15 protein-coding genes and 5 pseudogenes are annotated in these 18,176 nt (G+C 69.0%); 7 read left to right on the top strand and 13 right to left on the bottom strand.

Going from position 1 to position 18,176, the window contains the following annotated elements; translation table 11 throughout:
- Nucleotides 1–129 precede the first annotated feature (129 nt).
- The 3 genes and pseudogenes from ACK8N7_RS38000 to ACK8N7_RS38010 form a co-directional block, all read left to right on the top strand.
- Nucleotides 130–330 (top strand): annotated as a pseudogene (locus ACK8N7_RS38000) (Na+/H+ antiporter NhaA); the annotation flags it as partial.
- A gap of 65 nt (nt 331–395) precedes the next feature.
- Nucleotides 396–695, top strand: coding sequence for a transposase (locus tag ACK8N7_RS38005; protein ID WP_073772198.1), 300 nt, complete (start codon nt 396–398; stop codon nt 693–695).
- Nucleotides 696–820: 125 nt separating this feature from the next.
- Nucleotides 821–1,573: pseudogene (locus ACK8N7_RS38010) on the top strand (IS3 family transposase); the annotation flags it as partial.
- 226 nt (nt 1,574–1,799) lie between these two features.
- On the opposite strand, the gene ACK8N7_RS38015 reads toward ACK8N7_RS38010, so the two are convergent.
- Nucleotides 1,800–2,576, bottom strand: a complete 777-nt coding sequence (locus ACK8N7_RS38015) for a transposase family protein (RefSeq protein WP_500446147.1) — start codon at nt 2,574–2,576, stop codon at nt 1,800–1,802.
- Between the two features lie 163 nt (nt 2,577–2,739).
- Between ACK8N7_RS38015 and ACK8N7_RS38020 the strand changes: the two genes are divergently transcribed.
- Nucleotides 2,740–3,432, top strand: a complete 693-nt coding sequence (locus ACK8N7_RS38020; RefSeq protein WP_500446148.1) for an MIP/aquaporin family protein — start codon at nt 2,740–2,742, stop codon at nt 3,430–3,432.
- Nucleotides 3,433–3,892: 460 nt separating this feature from the next.
- Here the strand turns inward: ACK8N7_RS38020 and ACK8N7_RS38025 are convergent, their stop codons facing one another.
- From ACK8N7_RS38025 to ACK8N7_RS38040, 4 genes and pseudogenes are all read right to left on the bottom strand, one after another.
- The gene (locus ACK8N7_RS38025; protein ID WP_500446149.1) at nt 3,893–4,783 is read right to left on the bottom strand and encodes a cytochrome c biogenesis CcdA family protein; all 891 of its coding nucleotides are present in this window, start codon (nt 4,781–4,783) and stop codon (nt 3,893–3,895) included.
- Between the two features lie 6 nt (nt 4,784–4,789).
- Entirely contained in the window at nt 4,790–5,377 is a 588-nt protein-coding gene (locus tag ACK8N7_RS38030) for a redoxin domain-containing protein (RefSeq protein ID WP_500446151.1), read from the bottom strand.
- 213 nt (nt 5,378–5,590) lie between these two features.
- A pseudogene (locus ACK8N7_RS38035) lies at nt 5,591–5,680 on the bottom strand (IS5/IS1182 family transposase); the annotation flags it as partial.
- Nucleotides 5,677–6,008, bottom strand: a pseudogene (locus ACK8N7_RS38040) (DUF6233 domain-containing protein); the annotation flags it as partial. The pseudogenes ACK8N7_RS38035 and ACK8N7_RS38040, both read right to left, overlap by 4 nt.
- 672 nt (nt 6,009–6,680) lie before the next feature.
- Here ACK8N7_RS38040 and ACK8N7_RS38045 point away from each other — a divergent pair.
- Nucleotides 6,681–7,049 (top strand): VOC family protein, encoded by a 369-nt coding sequence (locus ACK8N7_RS38045; RefSeq protein WP_500446153.1) that lies wholly within the window; start codon nt 6,681–6,683, stop codon nt 7,047–7,049.
- A gap of 47 nt (nt 7,050–7,096) precedes the next feature.
- Here ACK8N7_RS38045 and ACK8N7_RS38050 read toward each other — a convergent pair whose 3' ends face one another.
- Entirely contained in the window at nt 7,097–7,927 is an 831-nt protein-coding gene (locus tag ACK8N7_RS38050; protein WP_500446155.1) for a transposase family protein, read from the bottom strand.
- Between the two features lie 70 nt (nt 7,928–7,997).
- Complete coding sequence (locus ACK8N7_RS38055) at nt 7,998–8,165, bottom strand: hypothetical protein (RefSeq protein WP_500446156.1); 168 nt, start codon at nt 8,163–8,165, stop codon at nt 7,998–8,000.
- Here ACK8N7_RS38055 and ACK8N7_RS38060 point away from each other — a divergent pair.
- Both ACK8N7_RS38060 and ACK8N7_RS38065 read left to right on the top strand, forming a co-directional pair.
- Nucleotides 8,159–8,701: pseudogene (locus tag ACK8N7_RS38060) on the top strand (transposase); the annotation flags it as partial. The gene ACK8N7_RS38055 and the pseudogene ACK8N7_RS38060 sit on opposite strands and share 7 nt — an antisense overlap.
- A gap of 15 nt (nt 8,702–8,716) precedes the next feature.
- Nucleotides 8,717–9,244 (top strand): SDR family NAD(P)-dependent oxidoreductase, encoded by a 528-nt coding sequence (locus tag ACK8N7_RS38065; protein WP_500446223.1) that lies wholly within the window; start codon nt 8,717–8,719, stop codon nt 9,242–9,244.
- A 74-nt stretch (nt 9,245–9,318) separates the two neighbouring features.
- Here the strand turns inward: ACK8N7_RS38065 and ACK8N7_RS38070 are convergent, their stop codons facing one another.
- The 6 genes from ACK8N7_RS38070 to ACK8N7_RS38095 all read right to left on the bottom strand — a co-directional run bounded on the left by ACK8N7_RS38070 (nt 9,319) and on the right by ACK8N7_RS38095 (nt 18,136).
- A complete protein-coding gene (locus ACK8N7_RS38070) occupies nt 9,319–11,463 on the bottom strand; it encodes an alpha-galactosidase (RefSeq protein WP_500446158.1) in 2,145 nt (714 codons plus the stop codon).
- On the bottom strand, nt 11,463–13,592 hold the full coding sequence (locus ACK8N7_RS38075) for a beta-galactosidase (RefSeq protein WP_500446160.1): 2,130 nt from the start codon (nt 13,590–13,592) through the stop codon (nt 11,463–11,465). The genes ACK8N7_RS38070 and ACK8N7_RS38075 overlap by 1 nt, the downstream gene beginning before the upstream one ends.
- Nucleotides 13,589–14,485 carry a carbohydrate ABC transporter permease gene (locus ACK8N7_RS38080; RefSeq protein WP_500446162.1) on the bottom strand — a complete coding sequence of 299 codons (897 nt, stop codon included), beginning with the start codon at nt 14,483–14,485 and terminating at the stop codon, nt 13,589–13,591. Before ACK8N7_RS38080 ends, ACK8N7_RS38075 begins: the two co-directional genes overlap by 4 nt.
- Entirely contained in the window at nt 14,482–15,393 is a 912-nt protein-coding gene (locus ACK8N7_RS38085) for a carbohydrate ABC transporter permease (RefSeq protein WP_500446164.1), read from the bottom strand. Before ACK8N7_RS38085 ends, ACK8N7_RS38080 begins: the two co-directional genes overlap by 4 nt.
- Nucleotides 15,394–15,456: 63 nt before the next feature.
- The gene (locus ACK8N7_RS38090) at nt 15,457–16,875 is read right to left on the bottom strand and encodes an ABC transporter substrate-binding protein (RefSeq protein WP_500446166.1); all 1,419 of its coding nucleotides are present in this window, start codon (nt 16,873–16,875) and stop codon (nt 15,457–15,459) included.
- A 268-nt stretch (nt 16,876–17,143) separates the two neighbouring features.
- Nucleotides 17,144–18,136 carry a LacI family DNA-binding transcriptional regulator gene (locus tag ACK8N7_RS38095; protein ID WP_500446168.1) on the bottom strand — a complete coding sequence of 331 codons (993 nt, stop codon included), beginning with the start codon at nt 18,134–18,136 and terminating at the stop codon, nt 17,144–17,146.
- Nucleotides 18,137–18,176: the final 40 nt, after the last annotated feature.

The raw sequence follows: 18,176 nt of genomic DNA on the forward strand, positions 1-18,176 counted from the left end.
GGGCGCGATGATGAGCGTCTGCCCGCCGCAGACCTCCGGCTGAGCCCACCGCATCCTCTCGGCAGCACCCACCGGTAAGCGCTGGCGTACGGCCATGCGCCCCTTCGCACCGTTGGAGATCCTCCCTTCATGTCTGCCGCTTCGCGCATCACCGCTGCACTACGTTTGGACGCGGTCAGCGGATCACTCCTGATCGGCGCCGCCGTCCTTGCACTGGTCTGGGCGAACTCGCCCCTCGCCGACTCCTATGAGTCCCTGCGCTCCTTCACCTTCGGCCCCGCAGCCCAACATCTGAACCTCTCCGTTGAAACCTGGGCCGCGGACGGGCTGAACCTTCCCCTTGATCGTGGACACCTGGAGACTGGGACCTGAGGTTCCAGAGGAAGTAGCACCAGGTGGGAAGCAAGTACACGAAGCGGTACACCGCGGAGTTCAAGAGGGACGCCATTGCGCTCGTCGACTCCACGGGCAAGACGGTCACCGCCGTCGCCCGGGAACTCGGCATCAGCTCTGAGTCCCTGCGCGGCTGGTACCGCCAGGCCAAGGCCGACCGTGGCGAGGGCGCCCCGGGAGAACTCACGACCGCCGAGCGCGAGGAGCTCAAGCGCCTGCGTCGGCAGAACGCCGAGCAGGCCAAGACGATCGAGGTTCTGCGAAAAGCCGCGGTCTTCTTCGCGAAGGAGAGCGATCGGTGAACGAGACGTATGCGTTCATCGAGGCGGAGAAGACCACCCACGGCGTCGCTTTCCTCTGCCGCCTGCTCAAAGTGGCCCGTTCCTCGTTCTATGCCTGACTCGCCGAGGCAAAGCCCCGGGCCGCCCGCCGGGCCGCCGACCAGGCCCTGGTGCACGAGATCACCGTGATCCACGTCGGCTCGCGCCAGACCTATGGCGTCCCGCGCGTCCATGCCGAACTGCGGCGTCTGGGACGGGCGGTGAACCGTAAACGGGTCGCCCGTCTCATGCGCGAGCACGGCATCCAGGGCGTGACCCGCCGCAAGCGGCGTTCGCTGACACGAGCGGACAAGAAGGCCAGGCCGGCCCCGGACCTGATCGGCCGCGAATTCCACGCCGAAATGCCCGGCACGAAACTGGTCGGCGACATCACCGCCCTGCCCACCGGCGAGGGCTGGCTCTACCTCGCCTGCTGGCTCGACCTGGCCACCCGCGAGGTCGTCGGCTACTCGATGGCCGATCACCACCGCGCCGATCTCGTCATCGATGCACTGGACATGGCCCACGGCCGCGGTGGACTGCAACCCGGCTGCGTGATCCACAGCGACCGCGGCAGCGAATACACCTCGACCCGATTCCAGGACCTAATACGGGAGTTGGAACTCCGCCAGAGCTGCGGACGCACCGGGTCCTGCTTCGACAACGCCGCCGCGGAGAGTTTCTGGGCCCTGCTCAAAGAAGAGATCGGCACCCGCGTCTGGCCTGACCGGGCCACCGCCCGTGCCGACGTCTTCGATTTCATGGAGACGTTCTACAACCGGCGCCGACTACGCAGACACAAGGTCTTCGGCTACCTCACCCCGACCGAGACCCGCCAACGGCACACCCTCGCGGCATAACCATCGAGTGTCCAAGATCACGGGGAAGCTTCAATGACCACTGACCCCTTGGAATCGATCATCTAGTGGTGGCTCTCGCCTTCCACGTGACCGGCGGGCGGAGGATGCGGTACGCGAATGCTCACCATGCGTCGTCTCCCTGAAGGCCCCCCGCTCCCCGCCCGAGCACTGGACGTCGGCCTCGGCGAGCGAGTCGATGATGCCGTGGCGCCACGCGACGTTCATGTCATGGGTCGATCCGGACAATGTGGGTGGGGCCCACAGCAGTCGGCCGAGCGGGTCGGTGAAGACCTGGACGTTCATGTCGGGGCCTTGGAGTTCTCCGCGGTAGGTAAGGGGTGTCGGCGGCGTTCCGGTCGATCGGCAGCAGGGCGCCGTCCAGCATCACGAAGGCTTTCGCCCGCACGGTCTTCGTCGCCTCGGCCAGGGTCAGTGCGGCGGCCAAGATGTCGATCACCTCACGTGAGTACAGGTACGCGGTCGCGACGCCGATACTGAACCCGGCGGTGAGCCGTCCGTAGGTGTCCCCGAACTGCAGGTGCGCGAGATGGAGCAGGACATGTTGGTCGACAGACAGCCGTCGACGCCGGGTGCCGGTCTTTCGCTGCCGGGCACGGAGCCCGCGTGGGCGGGTAACGCAGGGTGGTGCGGCCGGACAGATCGATCGACGAGGGGCAAGCACGCCGAACCGGCCGACATTCTGGCCGCACTTGACCAGCTGGGCTGAGGGACGGCGGCTGAGGAGCGACCCGGCGGGCGGGCCGTAACGGAGCCGTCGGCGGCGACGCGGCGGCTCTCCTTCGGCCTTTCGACGCGCCTGTCGCGAGTCCCCGGCACGCGCGCGGTGCCACCCCAGGGCTGGCATGCAGGCCGGCAGCACCCGCCCGCTCAGCCGGCGAGTGCGGCCTCCGGCAGGCTCAGGTCCTTCCGGCCCAGGAGGGTCGGCACGACGGGCACCAGGTCCGTCGTAGGTGGCGGGCGGATGCCCTCCGGCCGATGTCATGCTTCTGTAAGACGCACTCCCCTGGGCCCGTTGCCTTGGCGGTGACTACGTTTCCGATGCGATCGCGTTCTTGCACTCAGGCCCCAGCGTGCTCTTGCACACGTTTGGCCGGGACGCGACGTGTCTGCGAGTCAGCCCCGAACCCGTGTTCCGAGGAGCCCTAATGCGCAGGTATGCCGTCGAATTCATCGGCACCTTCTTTCTCGTCCTCACCGTGGGCACTGCAGTGCTCTCCAAGGCTGCGTTAGCCCCGTTGGCCATCGGCGCGATCCTGATGGTCATGGTCTATGCCGGAGGCCACGTCTCCGGCGCGCACTACAACCCCGCGATCACCCTCGCCGTACTCCTTCGCGGCCGGATCAGTGGAGCGACTGCAGCGGGGTACGTCTGCGCCCAGTCGCTGGCTGCCCTGGCAGCCGGACCGCTCGCCCGGTGGGCCGTGTCGGCCGATGCCGTACAACCCTTGTCGTTCTCCGGACGCGGGCTGGCCGCCGCGCTGGTGGTCGAAGCACTTTTCGCCTTCGCGCTGGCCTATGTCGTCCTGAACGTGGCGACCAGCTCCAGCCATCCCGACAACTCGTTCTACGGCCTCGCCATCGGCTTCACCGTACTGGCGGGCGCGGTCACGGTGGGCGGGATATCAGGAGCCGTGTTCAACCCTGCTGTGGCGCTCGGCGGAGCCATGGCGGGCCTGTTCGACTGGTCCGCTCTCTGGATCTATCTGCTCGCCACCCTCCTCGGCGGAGCGGCGGCAGGTATGGGCTTCCGCGTTCTCCACCCTCACGACATGGCTCCTCTCGACACGGCCGACGAGAGCGCGGACTCCCGGACGCTCGCCGTGCAGCCGGGGCACTGACTGTGGTCTTCCTTCCGGCGGAAGAGCCTGCGGACGCCGCAGAGTACCTCCGCCCCGCCATCTCCGCGGCGGAAGAGGTGGCGGATGCCTGCTGGAAGCTGGCCGGCATCGCCGTGACACAACAGTCCGGCGCTGACTCAGCTCACGACATCGCGGGACGGCTGCTCGGCGCGGTCGACGCACTCGGCGTGGCCATACGCACTACCGCACGGCACCTACCGAACGACGGAACTCATCACAGCGATGGCGCAGATCGTTGGCAGGCGGCTGACCGAGCACTGGCGGTCGTGTTCGCGGAGCTTTATCACTCCGTGCCCGGGGACCACCCCGCCAGAGACTGGTTCACACGGTGCGCCGTCCCAGAGGCGCCACCCCGTAACTGACGGCCTGACGGCCGCAGGGCACGTGAGCGCCCGCTCACGTGCCCTGTACTGCGGGGTGTCGCCAGGGATGAGCAGCGTCAGTCGGTGTGTCGCGAAGCGGAGGTCGGCCCGGTCCGGGGACGAGAGGAGTGGCGCGCTCGCAGGCGACGGATCACCCAGGCTGTCAGGAGCAGAATGCCCAGGAGCCCGGCGATCACTGCGGGTCCGGCACTGTCCAGGGTGTCCGCGAGTGCGCGCTGGACAGCACCGGCTCCGTCGATGACGGGGTCGGTGGTGGCGGGGTCGCGCTGGACACGGATCTCATACCAGCCGTAGTAGGCGACGTACAGGCCGACGAGGAGCAGGAGTCCGCCGCCGATACGGGGCGCGAGCGCGCCGGCGCGGCGCAGGTGGCCGACGGCGGTACTGCGGGTGAGGGCGACGGTCAGGGACGCGACGCCGACGATCAGTCCCATGCCTACCGCGTACGCGGCGAACAGGATGATGCCCTGGCCCGTGGAGCCGCTGCGGAACGCGGAGACGACGATGGCGAGGAACGGCGCGATGGTGCAGCCCAGAGACGCTATGGCGTACGCCATGCCGAACAGGGCCATCGAAGGGACGGAGCGGGTGACGGTAGGAGCCCGTCGGACTTTCGGCATCAGGGCGGGCAGCTGGCGGCCGGCCAGCAGCCATGCTCCGGCCGCGGCCATGAGGATGCCGAACGTGATGGTGAACCATGGCAGATGTTCCTGGACCTGTCCGGCAACGGGCTGGATGACCAGGCCGAATATGCCGAAGAGCGCGGCGAAACCGACGGTGATCGAGACGGTCGCAGTCAGGGCCCGGCCAACGGCGACGGCGCGGGTGGGGCTGTCGTCACCGAGGACGAGAAGGGACAGGTAGGCGGGGAGCAGGGCGAAGCCGCACGGGTTGACGGCGGCGAGGATGCCGGCGGTGAGCGCGAGAGCGAGGGGCAGGTCGGACATCGCGGTTCAGCCGGTCAGTCCGGCGACCTTCTCGGCCAGCCCCTTGCCGCCGGGCAGGACCCCCTCGTAGACGGTCTCACCGTCCTTGTCGAGGATGACGTAGCGGCTCTGCTCGGTGACCTCGAACCGCTTCCAGACCTCGCCCGTCTCGTCGGACAACTGCGGGAATCCGTCGGTCCCCGTGTCGGCGACGAAATCCTTCATGGCGGCGTTCTTGTCCAGGCCCGCCACGCCGACGACGTTGACCCGGCCCGCGTAATCGGCGGCGACCTTCGCGGTCTCGGCGGCCTGGGCCTTGCACTTGGGGCACCAGGGCGCCCAGAACCACAGCACGGCCGGCTTGCCCGCCAGCGTCTTGGCGTTGAAGGACTTGCCGTCCACCGTGGTCCCGGTGAACTGAAGCGCCTGCGGCACCGCGGGCCCGGTGGTTGTGGTGTCCCCCGCGTCGGAGGAGGCAGGCGGCTGTGCCGGGGACGAGGCGTTCGAGGGCGAGGTGTCCGCTGCCGCGTCCTCGGCGCCGCTGTCGGCACCGCATCCAGCGAGGGTGAACAGGACGGCGGCGAGGGCTGCAGGGAGGACGGTGCGGGCGCGCATGGAGATCTCCTGTGTGCTCGGGATGAACGTGACTGTAGATCCTCCGCTCTGACCAGCCAGGTGTGGTGCCCTTACGGTTCGATGACGTCAGCCGCCGGGCCGGACTGACCACAGGCGCCTCGAAACTCGCGACAATGCCGACGGGGACGAGTGGCGCCGCGCACGACGAGACCGTAGGCGTTCATGCCGCGGGATACTGCGGGTTATGCCGTACCTGATCAGAGCACACGCGAAGGTCGTGTCGGAGATCGCCTGGTAGGAGCAGCCGAACCGCAGAAGCTGCAACAGCTTGTCGAACACGACAGTTCCTGGGCGCACCCGCACAGCGTGCACAGCCGTGTCCCGGGGTTCTCCGCGACGTTCAGCGCTGCTCGACAGCGAGAAGCGGAGCGCCCTGCGGTGCTTCCTCGCCGTCCGGCGCGTGCAGCACACCCCGGCCCTCGCGTACCTTCGCCAGCGCTCAGCCCGAAGGTCGGTGGTCCCCGAGTACCTCGCGGACCACCGACGCGGGCGCCGGCGGAAGGTGCTCGGTGGCGACTTGGTCGTAGTCGACGCCGTCGACCGGCCGCACATGGTCGGGCAACCTCACCCTCACCCACACCCGGTACTCCGCCGCCTCCGCGCCGCCGTCCTACTGGTGAAGAGGCAGCATTCCGATGCTGCGCTATTCCCTGGTTGCGACCGGGGAGCAACGCGACGTGCCCTCCGGCCACTTGCATCAAAAGATCAAAAAGTCAGCCAGGACAGTGGAGCAGTCCGGCGGGTGCCGGGCGAGCTGCGCGGGTGCGAGAGGGCGGCGTAGGCAGAGGCGGGCTGTGGCAGATAGCCTGTAGGGAACGCGTCAAGTTAGGCGTGGGTGTGCCGGGAAGTCTGGTCGGCGTTTTCAGGGGCTGTGTGCCCGTTCCTCGATGTTTCCCGGAGGATTTCCCGCCGTGACTCTTTCCGCCAGACGGCGTACTGGCATCGTCTTGGTCGTTGCAGGAGCACTGATGTGCCTTGCCGGAGTTGCGCTCTACGTGATGCCCGGTCCTGGCTTGCCCGTTCTCGTGCTCGGCCTGGCCGCCGTCGTTGTCGGGCTCTTGCTGCTCGCCGCGCTCCGCCGCGAGTGACCGCCGTCTTCACTGAAGCCGCGCCATCTTGAAGTGGCTGGTCAGCGGGGTGGCGTGACCTCGTTTCGGGGTGCTCGTGCTGGTCGTGGGCGGCAGTCTGTGTTGTAGATCGTCCGGCGGGGTGGTTTTTGCCGATGAGTTCACCGTCCTCGAACGGTCTACCCAGCGACACGACCGTTCTCGACAGGAGTGCCATGTCCACCATCCAGCCCGTGATCCTGACTGCCGACCAGGACGTTCTGCTCGGCTTCTATACGAAATTGTTCGGCGCTGAGGAGATCTTCCGGGTACCGGAGGAAGGCGCCGCCTTCTACCTCGGCCTGCGTATCGGCAACACCGACCTCGGGCTGGTGGCCAAGGCGAACCCGGGCACCGGGGCGGCGCCGCGGATCCTGCTCAGCATCGGTGTCGACGACGTCGACGAGACGCTCGCCCTGGTGGAGGCGCTCGGCGGCTCGGTCAGCGGAGGCCCCAACGACATGCCGTGGGGACAGCGCGTCGCCCACATTAAGGACCCCGACGGCAACCCGGTGAACCTCACTCAGCCGATCCCGGCCCGGTGACGCGGTTCCGGGGGCATGTGCTGATCGTGGGCTACCTGCGGTAGAGATCAATTGTCGGTAGTGGCCTCGATGTTCGTCAGGACGAGCAGCGCGCGAAACAGGTGGGTGGCGCGGGCGGGGTCAGTACGGAGCTTGGTGAGGATCCGCCAGTTCTTCAGATGGGCAAAGCCGCGTTCGACGGGGACGCGTCCGGCGGCAAGTGCCCGGTTGGCGTCCTTCTGGCCGGGGGTCAGCTTGCGGGCGCGGGTGGCCTTGAATCCGGTGACGACTACGGGGTTGTCCGGATCGTCGTCCAGGCCGAGGAAGCCCAGGTCGGCCAGGGCGCCGAGGCCGGCGGCGCGCAGGTGGGCCAGCAGGTGGTCGCGGCGGGCGGCGGTGATGTCGTGGGTGCGGCCGGGCCGGGCAGCGGATATCCAGATCAGCCAGCCTTTCTCGTCGGTCAGGGCGAGGACGTGCAGGCCGTGACGGTGGTGCTTGCCGGAGTAGTTCGGCCGGTTCGCCTTCCCGATGCGGCGCTGGGTGGGGATGAGGGTGCCGTCGATCAGGACGACCTCGCCGCCCCGCCGGGCGATCTTCTTCAGGGCGCGGTCCAGGCGTGGGGCCTTCGCGGCCAGCAAGCCGATCAGCTCGTCCCGCCAGCGGCGCACGGTGGTGGCGGAGATGTCGTTCCCGCCGGCCATGTCGGCCAAGCGCTGGTCGTGCCGCAGTACGGCCAGGACGATCACGGCGGTCTTCCCAGGTGGCAGTGTCCGCCACCTCGACCGTATCGCTTTGAGATGGCGTCGCAGCAGGTCGGCGAGGTAGGTCAGGGTGCGCGTGGACAGCGGCAGGCGGCACTGGTATACCAGGCCCCCGGCCCGGTCTTTGGTTTTCGTCACACAATCCCAACGGCTACCGGGGGCGCTGCAGTTACGCTCCCGGGCGCCGCCGTTCGCGCTCCCGCCAGGGTCATGGGCGGACGGTGAACCGGCCGTCGGGCCGTTTGTGCAGCCAGCCGCGGTCGGCGAGCTTGGTCAGCTTTCCGCGCAGCGGCTCCAGCTTGCCCCGCACCCCGACCTCCAGCCCCAGCACCTCACCGATCTGCCGGGTCGCGACCGGACCGGCGGCCTGCCGCACGCCAGCACACCAGCCTGCCCGGGGAGAAGCTCACCGCCCAGATGGTGCACACCCTGGCAGCGGAGGTTTTGGCGCTCAACCAGCAGGTCACCGAGGTCGACAAGGCGATCGAGGCCCGGTTTCGCGACCACCGCGACTTCGCAGTGATCACCAGCATGCCGGGCATGGGCATCATCCTCGGCGCCGAGTTCCTGGCCGCGACAGGCGGCGACATGACTGCCTTCGGCACCGCAGACCGACTCGCCGGCTTCGGCGGTGTCGCCCCCGTCCCCCGCGACTCCGGCAAGATCAGCGGCAACCTTCGCCGGCCACGCCGCTACAACCGCAGACTCCAACGCGTCTTCTACATCTCCGCGTTGTTCAGCATCCGCCACTGCGACGACTCTCGCCGGTTTTACGAACGCAAGCGCGCCGAAGGCAAACGCCACATCCAGGCCGTCCTCGCACTCGCCCGCCGCCGAGTCAACGTCCTCTGGACCCTCCTCCGCGACGGACGTACCTACGAACCCCTACCGCCCACACCGCTCGCGGCTTGACAGACCGCATTAGGAATCAATGTCTTCGGACTCTCCCGGATGACTCAACTCGTCCTTCCGGGCATGCGCCGGGCGGGCCGGGGCCGCATCGTCAACGTCGGTTCGATGGGAGGACGGATCGTCTTCCCTGTCGGCGGCTACTACCACGCGAGCAAGTACGCGGTGGAGGCCCTCACTGACGCCTTGCGCTTCGAGGCGGCGCCGTTCGGCGTCAAGGTCAGCCTGATCGAACCTGGCCTCATCCGCACCGCGTTCGGCGAAACCGCTGCCCACAGCCTTGCCGGCTCCGCCGTCCCGGCCGGCCCCTATGCCGCACAGAACAAGGCTGCCGATCAGCAAATGGCCCGGTCCTACGACTCGAAGTTGCTCTCTGCTCCGCCCGAGGCCGTCGCCAAGGTCATCGAGCGCGCCATCACCGCTCCCCGCCCCAAGGCCCGCTACGTGGTCACCCCCGCCGCGAAGATGCTCATTTACACCCGACGCCTGCTCGGCGCGCGCGTCTTCGACGCCTACCTTCGGATGCAGTTCAGGGCCACCGCATAACCAAGGTCGTCCGCTCGAACGGAACGATCCGCGCCCCTGGCCGCGCGCCTCAGTCCGCCGCGCCGTCCACCCGCTCAACCTTCCCGGCGCAGCGTCAGCATGCGGCTGGTGTAGTGGCCGGGCGGGAGCTCCGCCGGCAGGCCGTGCGCGGCCAGCGCGGCACCGCTGCGTACCGTGTCAGGCGGCAGCGTTCCTCCGTCGTCGGCCACGCGGTAGACCGCCCGCGGATCGAGGCCGCGCAGCCGCAGTCGGGGGACCTGTGCACGGTCCGCCGGTCCCGGCCGCCACTGCAGGACCACCGACTCGTCGCCGCCGCTCGCGACGTACTGAACCGCGTGCCCGCCGTCCGTCGAGGAGCCAAGGCGGTACTGGTGCCCCGTCTGAATAGTGGCCCTGACCTTCTTGTAGCGGGCGATGTGCTCGGCCGCCTCGTCCAGTTCCGCTGCCGACCAGCGCGTCAGGTCGCCGCCGATGCCGAGGGCCCCGGCCATCGCACTGTGGAAGCGGAAGCGCAGGGGGACGGCCCGGTGGGTGAAGGGGTTGGGACTGTCGGTGACCCAGGCGCCCATCACCTGGGCGGGATAGAGCTGCGAGAAGCCGTGCTGGATGGCCAGGCGGTCCACCGCATCCGTGTTGTCCGACGTCCATGCCTGGTCGGTGCGGGCCAGGCTCGCCAGGTCGACCCGACCGCCTCCGCCGGCGCAGGTCTCGATCCGTAGCGCGGGCCGGGCGGCCCGCAGTCGGTCGAGGACCCGGTGGGCGCCGAGGGCGTGCTCGACGAAGACGCGGCGTGCGTCGGCACGGCGGCCCGAGGAACCGGCCTCGGTGAACGACCGGTTGAAGTCCCATTTGAGGAAGTCCACCGCGAATGTGTCGACGGTACGGATCAGCCAGTCGAGGGCCCAGTCGGTGACCTCGGGGCGTGAGAAGTCGAGCACCAACTGGTTGCGCAGCGGGTGGGCGGTGCGGTCGGGCAGGTGCAGTACCCAGTCGGGCCGCTCGCCGTACAGCTCACTGTCGGGGTTCACCATCTCCGGCTCCACCCAGAGCCCGAACCGCATCCCGAGTCCGTGTACGTGGTCGGCGAGCGGTCGCAGCCCGTCGGGGAAGGCGGCCGGTCGGGGCGCCCAGTCGCCGAGTCCCGCGCGGTCGCTGTCCCGGGCGCCGAACCAGCCGTCGTCCACGACGAACAGTTCGGCGCCGACGCGGGCGGCCAGGTCGGCAAGTTTCCGCTGTCCCTCGAAGGTGACGTCGAAGGCGGTCGCCTCCCACGAGTTGTAGAGCACCGGCCGCAACTCGTCCGGTGCGGGCAGGACATGGTCCCGCACGTAGGAGTGGAAGGTCCGGGACGCCATGCCGAAGCCGTCGGGTGCGTACTGGCCCGTGCTCACCGGGGTCGTCCAGCTTTCGCCGGGCGCGAGCGCGACCTCCACCCCCTCGTGGCCACTGCCGCTCAGCACACTGCACCGGCCATCGGCGGAACGCACCGCTGTCATGCGCCAACTGCCCGACGTGGCGAGGGCGACGGTCCACACCTCGCCGGTCTCCTCGGTCGCGTCCCCAGCATCGAGGGTGAGCCACGGGTTGCTCTGGTGGCCGGTGTGGCCGCGTCGGCTGGTCAGGGTTGTCTCGCCGACGGGGAGCGGGGTCCGCCGCAATTGGAACTCCCCCGTCCAGCGACCGTGCACCGCACCTACTCGGTACTCCGGGAGCACGGGCGGGTTCCACTGCGCGGCCGAGTGCCGTAGCAGCGTCAGTGGGGTGTCCCGGTGCTCCCCGGTGTGCCGGAGTACGGTCCAGCGCTCGATCACCGGGCAGTCCCGGCGAACCCGGTAGTGCAGCTCCCATCCGAGGGGGCGCCCGCTGTCGCTCAGGCTGACGGACAGTTCCGCGCTGTCCGCGTCCTCCCGGAGTTCGTAGCCGTTCACGACCGGTTCGAGGGCGCTCGTGCCGTCCGCGTACCGGATCTCGATCGCGGGCGGGGCGAAGCGCACCTGGCCGTCGACCGCCAGCTCCTCCGTAGCGTCGAGGGACGCGTGAAAGCTGTCCGTCTCGGCGTCCGGCTCCTGGGCCGCGCACAGGTCGTTCAGCGTGAGGGGGCCTCCCCAGTGCAGGGTGCGCACGGTTCCGGCGGCCTGGTCGACCCGCAGCGCGTAGCACGTATCGGCGGCGTGCAGGAGCACGGTCCCCGAGCGGCGGTCGGACTCGATCAGCGACATCAGTGATCCTTTTCCCGGCCCGGCTCCTGGGGTTCGGCACGTTCGTTCGTGCTTTCCCTCGGATCCGGTTCCCGCGTGGTGGGCTTCCCCTCCGCCGTCCTGCGCAGCACGACGACGTCCCCGGCGGGGATGCTCACCCGGCCCGGGAGCGCCGAGCCGTCGAGTCGTGTGTAGCCATGGAGGGGGACGGTCGCCTCTTCGTCCGTGTGGTTGACGAGGAAGAGGTAGGAGCGGTCGTCCGTACCTCGGCGTACGGCCTCGACTCCGGGAGGTACGGGCGCAGCCGGGGCGGCCCCGGCCTCCTGACAGACGGCGCCGAGCAGGTCGCGCAGGGAGTTTTCGGGCAGGGCCGCCGCTGTGTACCAGCCGGTGCCGTCGCCGTAGGCGTGCCGGGTGACGGCAGGGCCGCCACGGGCGGGGCCCCCTTCGGGCCCGTCCGCGAACCGCAACCAGGCCGTGCAGCCGCGTGCCTCGACCTTTTCGGTCCACAGCGGTGCGCGGGCGCCGTCGGACAGCAGCGCCGATTCGCCTGGCCGCAGGGGGACGTACTCGTCGATGACGAGCCCGAGAAGGTCTCGGAACGCCCCGGGGTGCCCGCCGGTGCGTACCCGGTCATGGGCGTCGACGGCCCCGCTGAAAGGTCCGAGGACGGTGTGGCCGCCGCCGCGCACATAGGCGTGCAGGGCCTCGGCGTCCCTGTCGGTGATCAGATAGAGGCTGGGGGCGAGGACGACCCGGTACGAGGTCAGGTCAGCGTCGGGTGCGACGAGGTCGCACGTGATGCCGAGGTCCCACAGGGCCCCGTACCAGGCCCTGACCAGATCCATGTGGCGCAGGCCTTCCGAGGGGCGGGCCTCCATCTCCAGGGCCCACCAGGAGGGCCAGTCGAAGATCAGCGCTACCTCCGCCCGCACCCGGGTGCCGCGCACCTCGGACAGGGCGGAGAGTTCGGTGCCGAGGGCAGTGACCTCGCCCCAGGTGCGGGTCGCGGTGCCGCCGTGCGGGAGCATCGCGGAGTGCCACTTCTCCGCGCCCGCCCGGGACTGCCGCCACTGGAAGAACATGATGCCGTCGGCGCCGCGTGCCAGGTGGGTAAGGCTGTTGCGGCGCATCTCCCCCGGTGCCTTGGGGACGTTGACGGGTTGCCAGTTGACCGCCGACGTCGAGTGCTCCATCAGGAGCCAAGGGCGGCCGCCTGCCATGCCGCGGGCGAGGTCGGCGTTGAGCGCCAGGTCGACGTGGTTGCCGGGATCGGCCGCCACGAGGTAGTGGTCGACCGAGACGATGTCGCAGTGGCGGGCGAAGGCGTGGGCGTCGACCTTTTTCTCCAGGGTTCCCAGCAGGTTCGTCGTGATTGGTGTGCCGGGTGACAGGACGCGCAGCAGCGCGCTCTCGGCGCGGTGCCGGGCGAGCAGGGCGTCGGAGGAGAAGCGGCGGTAGTCGAGTTCCTGGCCGGGGTTGCGGAACGCCGTGGTGTCCCGGGGCGGATCGATCTCCGCCCAGTCACCGTACCGCTGGCCCCAGAAGTCGGTGCCCCAGAAGTCGTTGAGCCGGCCGAGGTCGCTGTAGCGGTCGCGGAGCCAGGCGCGGAAGGCGTCTGCGCTGGTGTCGCAGTAGCAGAGTGCGTTGTGGTTGCCCCATTCGTTGTGCACGTGCCACATGACGACGGCCGGGTGTGCGGCGTACCGGGTCGCCAGCGCCTCCACCATGGCGTCCGCCGCCCGTGCGTAGTCGGGGTTGCTCGGGCAGAACGCTTGCCGGCTGCCGTGCGTGAGCCGGGCGCCGGACGCGTTCTGCGGGAGCGAGTCCGGATACGCACGGCTGAACCAGGGCGGAGGAGCTGCGGTGGGGGTGGCGAGGTCGACGGCGATGCCGGCGGTGTGCAGGAGGTCGAGGACGGTGTCGAGCAGCGACCAGTCGTACGCGCCCCGGACGGGTTCGAGGCGGGACCAGGAGAACACCCCGACGGTGACGAGGTTGACCCCCGCCTCGCGCATGAGGCGTACGTCCTCGTGCCAGACGTGCTCGGGCCACTGCTCCGGGTTGTAGTCGCCCCCGTAGGCGATCCCGCCGAGCCGCTCGGTGAGCGCTCCCAGGGCGTCGGACGGGATGTCCGTCGGACGGGTCATGACTTCACCGCCCCGGCGGCCAGGCCCGCACGCCAGTAGCGCTGGAGCATGAGGAAGGTGATCACGATGGGCACCACCGAGACGAGCGCGCCGACCAGGGTCAGGGTCTGGAGCTCCGGCGCCCGGCTGGTCTGCGACTGCCAGGTAAAAAGGCCCAGGGTGACGGGGTAGAGCCGCTCGTCCTGAAGCATGATCAGCGGGAGGAGGAAGTTGTTCCAGATGACGACGAACTGAAAGAGAAAGACCGTCACCAGGGCCGGGGACATCATGCGCAGCGCGACGACGCGGAAGATGGTCCACTCGCCGGCCCCGTCGATGCGTGCCGCCTCGATCACCTCCACGGGAATGGAGGAGTCGGCGAAGATGCGGGCCAGGTAGACGCCGAAGGGGCTGACAACGCTGGGCAGGAATACCGCCCAGAACGTGTTGGTGGCGTCCACTTCGGCGAACAGCAGGAACAACGGCAGTGCGAGGGCGGTGGCGGGCACCAGAACACCGCCCAGGATCACTGAGAACACCGCCTCGCGGCCCTTGAACGTGTAGACGGCCAGCGCGTAGCCGGCCATGGCGGCGAGCAGGGTGCCCACGGCCGCGCCGAATCCGGCGTAGGCGAGACTGTTGCCGAGCCAGCGGAGGTAGACACCGTCCTGCTGGCTGAAGAGCGCGGCAAGGTTCTCGCCCAGATGCCAGTCGGCGGGCAGCAGGCCGGGCGTGCTGACGAGGTCGCCCTGACTCTTGGTCGCGGAGATGAGCAGCCAGTAGACAGGCAGCAGCATGTAGGCCGCGATCAGTGCCATGAACACGAACACCGGCACGGACGAGAGGCCGGGACCGCGACGGGGACGCCCGGGCGCGGGGGCGTGCGCGCCCTCGGTGCGGGTGAGGAGGGTCATCCCTGCCTCCTGGCAGTGAGACGGAGGAACAGGAACGACAGCAGGAACGTCGCCACCGCGAGCAGCACCGACAGGGCTGCCGCCTCGCTGTAGCGGTCACCCGCGGCAAGCGAGTAGGCGGCGAGGTTCGGGGTGTACGTACTGGTCACGCTGGTGGAGATGGCACGGAACACCTGGGGTTCGGTGAAGAGTTGGAAGGTACCGATGAGGGAGAACACCCCGGTCAGCACGATCGCCGGCCGGATCACCGGCACCTTGATCCGCAGGGCGATGGTCCACGCCCCGGCCCCGTCCATCCGGGCGGCCTCGCTGAGGTCGGCCGGCACGGCCTGGAGCGCCGCGTACATGATCAGCATGTTGTAGCCGGTGTAGGTCCAGGTGACGACGTTGCCGATCGACCACAGGATGGCGTCCGGGCCGAGCAGATCAACGTCGAGGTGCGCCGAGCGGAGCAGGTCGACGACGGGTGACAGCCGCGGGTCGTAGAGGAAGGCCCACATCAGGGCGGCCACGACGCCGGGGATGCCGTAGGGCACGAAGTAGACCAGGCGGAAGAACCGCTTGAGGCGGGCCACCGCCGAGTCGAGCAGGAGGGCGAGCGCCAGGGCGAGGGCGAGCATCACGGGTATCTGCACCAGGGCGAAGAGCGCCACGCGCAGCAGACTCTCCGCGAAGAACGGCTCGGACACGACGTCGGCGTACTGCTGGAACCCGGCGAAGACGGTCTCGGTGCGGCCGAACGTCCCGCCCGTGCGCTCGGTCTTGTGCAGGCTCTGCCAGAAGGCGTAGCCGACGGGCACGAGAGTGAACAGCACGAAAGGGATCAGGAAGGGGGCGAGGAACGCGAACGGGGCGAGGGTGCGGTGGCGGCGGGCGGGCGCCGCCACCGGGGTGCGGGTGGTCGTCACGGAGGACTTTCGGGTCGAGCTCAACCAGCGGGGCAAGGGACGGAGGAGGACCGATTGGACAGGTCAGTCCGTCACGTCGAGCGACTGCTTGCGCAACGATTCGACGCTCTGGGAGTCGGTGTCCTTCAGGACTTCGGCGAGCGTGCTCCCGCCACCGGTGGCCTTCGCTGTTCCGTCACTGAGGAAGCGGTAGGTGTCGGTCATGGTCGGCCCCCAGGTGAAATCGGTGTCGACGCCTGCCGATGCCTCGGCGAAGACGTCGAAGATCTTCTGCTCGCCGTAGAAGTCGACGGGCTGCTTCAGGGCGGGCAGCTCCAGACCGGCCTTGGCCGCGGGATAGAGGCCGCCCTCCCGGTTGAGGATCTCCAGCGCCTTCGCATCGGTGTTCAGCCACAGCGCGAATTCCGCCGCCTCGGCCGGATGCTCGCTGCCGGCGAGGACGGCGGTGGACGAACCACCCCAGTTGCCCGCCTGCTGCCCGCCCTTCTCCCACTGCGGCATCGGGGCGACGGCCCACTTACCGGAGGTGGACTTGGCGTTGTCACGGATGGTGCTGTATCCCCAGGCCGCGCTGATCCAGCTGACGACCTCGCCGTCGTTCCACGACTTGTACAGGGCAGGCGAGAAGCCCTGGAGGTCCGTGGCGACGAGCTTGTCGTCGATGAGCCGCTGCCAGTAGTCGGCCACCTGACGGCTCTCGGGCCGGTCCACGGTGACCTTCCAGTTGTCGCCCTCGCGCTCGAACAAGGAGGCCTTGTTCTGCCACAGCAGACCGGTGAGCCAGTTCGGATCGGTCTGGGAGAAGTGCGTGATGTACTGCCCCTTCTTCGCCGCCTTGATCTTCCGGGCAGCGGCCTCGTACTCCTCCCAGGTCGTCGGTGCGGCCAGCCCCAGCTTGTCGAAGACGTCCTTGCGGTAGAAGAGCGCCATAGGGCCGGTGTCCTGCGGCACCGCCCACACGCCGTCCTCGCCTCCTGCGCCGAAGTCCACCTGGGACCAGGTCCAGTCGACGAACTTCGCCTTGGCGTCGGTGACCCCGTCGCACTTCGCGATGTCGGTGAGTCCGCTCTTGAGACGGAAGCTGGCCAGTGAGTCGTACTCGATCTGCCCCAGGTCGGGGGCCTTGTCGGCCTTGAGCGCGTTGGAGAGGTTCTGGTACGTGCCGGCGTTGCCGGCCGGCGTCGTCTTGAGTTTGACCTGGACGTCGGGGTTCTCGCTGTTCCAGAGGTCGACGGCCTGCTGCATGCCGGGCACCCAGGACCAGTAGTCGAGCGTGACCTTGCCAGAGGCCTTCTCGCAGGCCGTGTCGGCCGAGGACTCCGTGTTGCCGTCCGAGCCGCCACCGCACGCGGTCAGGGCCGTGAGGGCGAGCACTACGCCCCCGACCAGGGCACTGCGCGGAAAGGAACCGCGCCGGACGGCCGAACGGCGCGAGGTGATCGAGCCGGGCGAGGTGACCGGACCACGCTGGTGAACTGCCATGAGGGTGCTCTCCCTTGAGCCGGGCCATCACGGGTGAGTGAGGCGATGGCGGCCACCTTCACAACAGGTATCAACAAAAGTCAACAGTTCCTGTGGACTTCTATGCTTACCGCGACCGTTTCGTGATGTGGAAGCCGAGGGCCGCGACCGGCTGATTACCGCTCTGACCTGCGAGTATATGAGAGCGATGCCTCTGTGTGCGCAATCGAGGGCGTTGACGTAATCGATTACGCACTGATGGCGCCAGACCGCCCTGAGCAATCGATTTTCAGACCGTCCCGCGGGGGATGAACTGCGCCTTGACGTACACGGTCCTCCTCGCCGCTCGCCCCTCGATGCGCTCGATGAGCAGCCGCGCCGCGGCTCTGCCCACGTCGAGGGCCGGATACCTGACCGTGGTCAGGCGCGGACGGACGAGGGATGCGAACGAGGCATCGTCGTGACCGACCAGCGCCACGTCTCGGGGAATGCCGATCCCCAGCTCCTCGGCCTTGTCCATCGCGCCGATCGCGACGGCGTCGTTCGCGCAGAAGACCGCGTCCGGCCGGTGCTTCATGCCCATCAGGTGTCCGAAGCCTGCCGCGCCGGCCTCCCGGGTGTGTTCGCCCCGGACGACCAGCCGGCCGGGGAGCGAGGTGCCGAACTGGACGGCCAGTGCCCGCAGCAGTTCCAGCCGGGGATCACCGCCCGTGGCGTCCCGGGGACCGGCGATCACCGCGATGCGCCGACGCCCGGCACTCGTCACCTCCGTCAGCGCCTGCCTCATGGCCGCCCGCGCGTCCGGCGTCACCAGATCCGCCTCTCCGAACGGCAGATCGGCGCTGACGACTACCGGAATACCCGCAGCCGACAAGGGCAGGAAGTCCTTGGCCACCAGCCGGAACGGAGTGATCACCACACCGGCGAACCGCTGCTGGACAGCCTCGCGCAGGAACGCCCGCTCCTCGTCCCGGGCCGCCTTCGTGTCGCAGACCATGATGTGCAGGCCGAGCGGCCGCAGCTCTTTCTGCAGGGAGGCCGCGAGCTGGGCATAGAAGGGATTCGACAGGTCGGGTACGACCAGCGCCACGATGCTCGAACGGCCGGTCCGCAGGCTCCGCGCCATCGTGTTGACGGTGAATCCCAGATCAGCGATGGCGGCTTCGACCACCCGCCGGGTCTCCTCGGCGACGGGCCGCTTACCGGACAGGACGTAGGACACGGTCGCGGACGACACGCCGGCCGCACGGGCCACATCGGCCATGGTGACCCGAACTGCCAACGCACACGCCCCCTCCGTACGGGTCGCCACCCTACTTCAC

Source organism: Streptomyces griseobrunneus (assembly GCF_046713465.1).
In the GTDB taxonomy this organism is placed as follows: Bacteria; Actinomycetota; Actinomycetes; order Streptomycetales; family Streptomycetaceae; genus Streptomyces; species Streptomyces microflavus.